The following is a 4,872-nucleotide window of genomic DNA, read 5'->3' as shown; positions in this document are numbered from 1 at the left end:
CCATCGCCGGAGAAGGATGGCCGTCCTCTCCGGCGCTTCTTTATCTCACGAAGAAGCACGGAAATCATAAGACAAGCGCGTCCATTGAACGCGGAATCGCATTGAGGATTCCCTTGTCCGCGGAATTCTGATTCCATCGCTTCGACTGGTGATTTGGTCGGAGGCAATATGACCCGGGCTTTCAGTGATGATCTGCGTAGCCGCGTTCTGGCTGCGTCGCGGGATGGCATGTCGGCGCGTTCAGCGGCAGCCCGATTTGGGATTGGGGTTTCGACAGCCATCGCCTGGATTGCGAGTGCGCGAGCTGGTCTGTTGACCCCAGCGAAGCAGGGCCGACGCAGCGGCTCACGCCTGGATACTCACGAGGACTTCATCTTCGGCATGATCGAAGAGGCGAAGGACATCACGCTTAATGAGATGGTCCTGCGATTGCATGAGGAGAGAGCCGTTTCCATTGGCCGTAGTGCGCTTGATGTCTGGCTGCGAAAGCGCGGCTGGACTTTCAAAAAAAGACCGCGCATGCACTGGAGCAGGAGCGTCCCGACCTCCTGAAACGTCGCGAGGACTGGTTCGACGGCCAGCTCGATCTCGATCCGGCGCGCCTCGTCTTCATTGATGAAACAGGCCTGAGCACGAAGATGTCCCGGCTTCGCGGACGAGCCCTATGCGGAGATCGATGCCGCTCCCCGATCCCGCACGGGCACTGGAAGACAACGACATTTGCCGGCGCGCTCAGGCTATCCGGCATGACCGCACCCATGGTCCTCGACGGTGCGATGAACGGCGTCGCGTTCCAGGCCTATGTCGAACAGGTTCTCATTCCAACCTTGGTGCCGGGCGACATCGTCATCATGGACAACCTGCCGGCACACAAAACGGAGGGGGTGCGTCTCGCAATCGAAGGTGCAGGGTGCCGGTTACTCTACCTTCCGCCCTACAGTCCAGACTTCAACCCCATCGAGAAAGCCTTCGCCAAGCTCAAAAATGTCTTGCGCGCCAAAGCCGAGCGGACCGTCGAGGGCTTATGGAATACAGTCGGCCACATTGTCACGCTGTTCGAGCCGCAAGAATGCGCCAACTACTTCAAATCCTGCGGATATGACCCCGAGTAAAGTGGACGCGCTCTAGCTTTCAGCGCCTTACATTTTACTGATGTAAGGCGCATACTCTCCCCTACAATGCCTGGCTTTTCTCGAAATGCCGAATTTGGCGCGGCTTTCGAAAGTCGTGACTTATGCAGCATGCTATTGCCGATGGCGCATCGCTTGCAGCCATCCTGCATTCCTATCATAAGCCCTTAATCAAACGCGATATTCTGTGGGATATAACGGCCATGCCAGATGCTACTAACTATACCGCCCCCAAAAGTCATGCGGCTGCCTTTGGCGGCGGGGCTGTCATCGGCGCGCTCGGGGGCCTCATCGGCCTTGGCGGTGCAGAGTTTCGCCTGCCGCTGCTTATTGGCTTGTTTCAGTTTGCGGCGCTGGAAGCGGTTATTCTCAACAAGGCCATGAGCCTTGTTGTGGTCGCTACGGCCCTGCCGTTTCGCGCGTCAACGGTGCCGTGGACAGATGTGGCCGCCCACTGGCCCATAATCGTCAACTTGTTGGCTGGTAGTCTGGCAGGAGCATGGTTCGGGGCAGGGTGGGCAACGCGCCTCAAGTCCGAGACGCTGTACAGGGTAATTGCCCTGCTGCTGGTGGCAATCGCAGCCGCCCTCCTGCTGGGGCATGATACCAGCGGGGCAGGGCAACCGTTGCTCGCGGGCGCGTTGCAGCTCGGCGCGGGGGTCATTGCAGGATTTGGCATCGGGGTTGTTGCCTCCCTGCTTGGCGTGGCAGGCGGTGAACTCCTGATTCCAACGCTGGTGCTGCTGTTCGGCGCTGATATCAAGCTCGCGGGGAGCCTGTCACTGGCGGTCAGCTTGCCAACCATGCTGGTCGGGTTTACCCGATACAGCCGCGATAGCAGCTTTGCTATTCTCGGCAAAAACCGCCTGTTTGTCGCCGTGATGGCGGCTGGTTCCGTTGTCGGCACCTTCATCGGCGGGCGGCTTCTCGGTGTCATCCCAACCTTTGTGCTGCTCCCGCTTCTAGCAGTTATTCTGCTGATTTCAGCTGGGAAGGTTTGGCGGCATTCGTTGCATAAATCTTGAATTATGGAAAGAATTCAGCCGTGCGTCATGCTCGCTGGTTTTTATGAGATTTTAAAACAAGCCTGAATCAGAAGCCGTCGTTTTCAGGCTTATAGCCTGCTTCGACCCTCTCAATGAGAGCTGTGTCGTTGACAATTTGAAGCATAGATAGCTTTCTCTGCTCTTCTGTAAGCTTTCCTACCCGCCACTCTTTTTCTCCGTCCCACAGCCACCAAATATCTATTTTTTTTGTGATTGGATCAGCAATTCCGTTGCGAAACAATGGGAAAGGTTGGGCCTGCAACGGAATGGAGGCATTCCCAACAATTTCTACAACGCCTTGCTTCACTGCCGCATGTAAAGGAAAGAAAACCAGATATTGAGGCGTTTCAGTAACTATTACATCGAAATTCTCAGGTCTTTTTTTTCTTATTTCTCGAAAAACCCGAAGCAAGGGCCCAAATGTTTTATGTTTATGTGAGTAGTGGGCATATATGTACCCGCTCTCAGATTTAAATTCTACCACATCACCTATTTTAGGAACTTTCTTCATCAGCTAGAACCCCGGATAACCTATGTTATGAAGAATATCCCTTCCCATTTGGAGAGAGGCATTGTAACCAGCAACCGAAGGAGAGATGCCGTTTCTTATATTCATTAATGTCCCTCCAGTTTTCGCCAAGCCATGGTGTACAATAAGTGCTTGTTCAACCGCTCTAGCTTGTGCCCTTGTTAAATTTGATAAACCTGGAATTGGGCTAATTGTGATTCCTTTACCTCTAAGGTGCTCTGCCGCTCGTCTTCCGAAATCGTTGGTCATGCCAACATAATCTATGTCGCCAGCTTTGTTAATTGAGCGATAAACAGAATTCTGTCCAGCAGCTAACCCCTCTACCTCTGCCGCAGCCTTTGTTGGAGCTTTAAGTCCCCAAAGTGCGTTTAGAAGTGTTGCTCCTATAAGTGAGCGTCTTACCTCTTCATCTGTGCGACCTATGCGATCAAGCTCATATTCTCTTAGTTTTTCATACTCTTGCTTATTAACGGTATACTGTGATTCATCAATTTTTCCTTCATCATACTGTTTCTGGTTATAATCGAGCGCGTCCTGTATACCGTCAGCAGCGGCTCCCGCATTGGCGTCTCTTTCTGCTTGACTGCTAAAATAGTCTGCCAGATTGTCATACAGGTGCCCGTTAGAGTCGCTTTTGTTGATTGGATCGTTTTCCGAATACGCATAGCGATTCGTGCCCACGCCCGGGATGGTTGGATCCAGTGTATCTGGCGAAATAAACCGGGCATTGGCTGATGCGCCAAACGTCACAGCCATCATGCAGGCCACGAGCATCAAGCTCATAAACCGTGAGAATATCGACCTTCCCCAACGCTTCATTCTAATGGTACCCTCATAAATTCCTAAAATTTCCCGCCCGGTTCCCGCCAGCCAAGAGCTTCGGCTTCGGCGAACGCGGCCATGTTTTGCCGGTAGAGATCATCCGCATAGGCGCGGATATCCGGTGTCATTTCATTCATTCTTTTGTAGCGGTCAGTAATGTCCCGCTTGAGCAGCAACGACAAAACGCTCGCACGCGCCAGTTTGAGCCGAATGGATTTGGGAGCCTTGGTGAGGAGCTGGTCGGACACCGCAACCGCATCCTCCAGACGTCCCGTCCCTATCAGATGGGCAACGAGCATGCCGGAAACTTCGCCTGCGATCATTTCATCACGGGGCAGGCCCCGGAGATAAACGCCGTTCTTGATGGCAGTCTCGGTCAGACTTGGCATTTCCTTGCGGTAATGGCTTTCGCGCGTAAACCCACCGCCACTGGTGGCTTCAAGGTTCCACTCTCGGCCCTCGCTATCTGTAAACTTGATCAGGCTATGCTGCGGTGCTTCGGCCAATGTCATTAGCAGGCCCATGCGATTGCCCAGGATCATCATCAGCATGGGCATGGAAACGCAATTGCCGCGCCGGTCGCCGAGATAGTCGGACAGCAACCGGTTTTCTGGCCTGACACCCATCGGATCATCAAGATCGTAGGAAAAGGCTTTGCCACCATTCCAGGGCCCTGGTTCATAAATGTAGCGCCGGAGGATGGCGAGTTTGTCGAGATCCGAGGTCACGCCGGCTTCGGCACGCATCCGCTCGAGGTCGGCCGCCATGCCATTGATGATTTGCAGGTTGGCGGCAACGTCGACGCCGGGCTCCACCATGCGGTCGATGGTCAGCTTGATTTCAGCAATGTCACGGCTTCCCTGAAACAGCGCCGCAACCTGGCTTTCCAGTTGTATATTATGAAACTCGAAAGCGCGGGCGGAGGCAGGCGCCGTCAAGCAGGCAACCAAGGCAATGAAAATCAACAGCAATCGCATTCTCAACTCCCGCGAGCTGCCACCATTGGTAGATGGCGTCTATTGCCGAAGTCAAGAGTGCTCACCGCCAATAGCCGGGATTTAGAAGTTTTGTTTCAGCATCGCGGGATGCTAATATCGGAGTTGCTGCAAATGGACATTGGGTTGAGTGATTGAGCGCCCTCGCTTTGGGCGATAGGCGAGCGCGAAGCGGGCATCCACCCCATCAGTTCAGTCCGGCATGAATGGGTGGGCTGTTTCATCTTCGAAACAATCCATGAGGTGCAGGATCACACCACACACGCTGGCTCTGTGGCCTGCTGCCGGTTTCATGGACACCGAGTTAAGGTGTTTCCAATGAAACTGGAGCGAAGGAATGCAACGAAGAA

The 4,872-nt window shown here is 53.9% G+C and carries 5 protein-coding genes; 2 read left to right on the top strand and 3 right to left on the bottom strand.

The window, feature by feature from the left end:
• Nucleotides 1-168: 168 nt before the first annotated feature.
• Together Q4481_RS24495 and Q4481_RS24490 are read left to right on the top strand one after the other, a co-directional pair.
• Nucleotides 169-1,112 (top strand): IS630 family transposase gene (locus tag Q4481_RS24495; protein ID WP_304379049.1). Its coding sequence is split into 2 segments (ribosomal slippage): nucleotides 169-493 and nucleotides 493-1,112, totalling 945 coding nucleotides; the frame shifts between segments, so codons are not numbered across the junction.
• A gap of 221 nt (nucleotides 1,113-1,333) precedes the next feature.
• Nucleotides 1,334-2,155 carry a sulfite exporter TauE/SafE family protein gene (locus Q4481_RS24490; protein ID WP_304379050.1) on the top strand — a complete coding sequence of 274 codons (822 nt, stop codon included), beginning with the start codon at nucleotides 1,334-1,336 and terminating at the stop codon, nucleotides 2,153-2,155.
• Between the two features lie 67 nt (nucleotides 2,156-2,222).
• Here Q4481_RS24490 and Q4481_RS24485 read toward each other — a convergent pair whose 3' ends face one another.
• From Q4481_RS24485 to Q4481_RS24475, 3 genes are read right to left on the bottom strand one after another with little or no spacing between them, the layout of a single operon-like run.
• Entirely contained in the window at nucleotides 2,223-2,687 is a 465-nt protein-coding gene (locus tag Q4481_RS24485; RefSeq protein WP_304379048.1) for a hypothetical protein, read from the bottom strand.
• Between the two features lie 3 nt (nucleotides 2,688-2,690).
• The gene (locus tag Q4481_RS24480) at nucleotides 2,691-3,524 is read right to left on the bottom strand and encodes a hypothetical protein (protein WP_304379047.1); all 834 of its coding nucleotides are present in this window, start codon (nucleotides 3,522-3,524) and stop codon (nucleotides 2,691-2,693) included.
• Nucleotides 3,525-3,547: 23 nt separating this feature from the next.
• Nucleotides 3,548-4,504 carry a transglutaminase family protein gene (locus Q4481_RS24475; RefSeq protein ID WP_304379046.1) on the bottom strand — a complete coding sequence of 319 codons (957 nt, stop codon included), beginning with the start codon at nucleotides 4,502-4,504 and terminating at the stop codon, nucleotides 3,548-3,550.
• Nucleotides 4,505-4,872: the final 368 nt, after the last annotated feature.

This window comes from Fluviirhizobium alvei, assembly GCF_030551875.1.
Taxonomy (GTDB): domain Bacteria; phylum Pseudomonadota; class Alphaproteobacteria; order Rhizobiales; family Rhizobiaceae; genus Rhizobium_E; species Rhizobium_E alvei.
The sequence above is the reverse complement of the archived record's forward strand: the minus strand, read 5'-3'. Positions and strand labels throughout refer to the sequence as shown.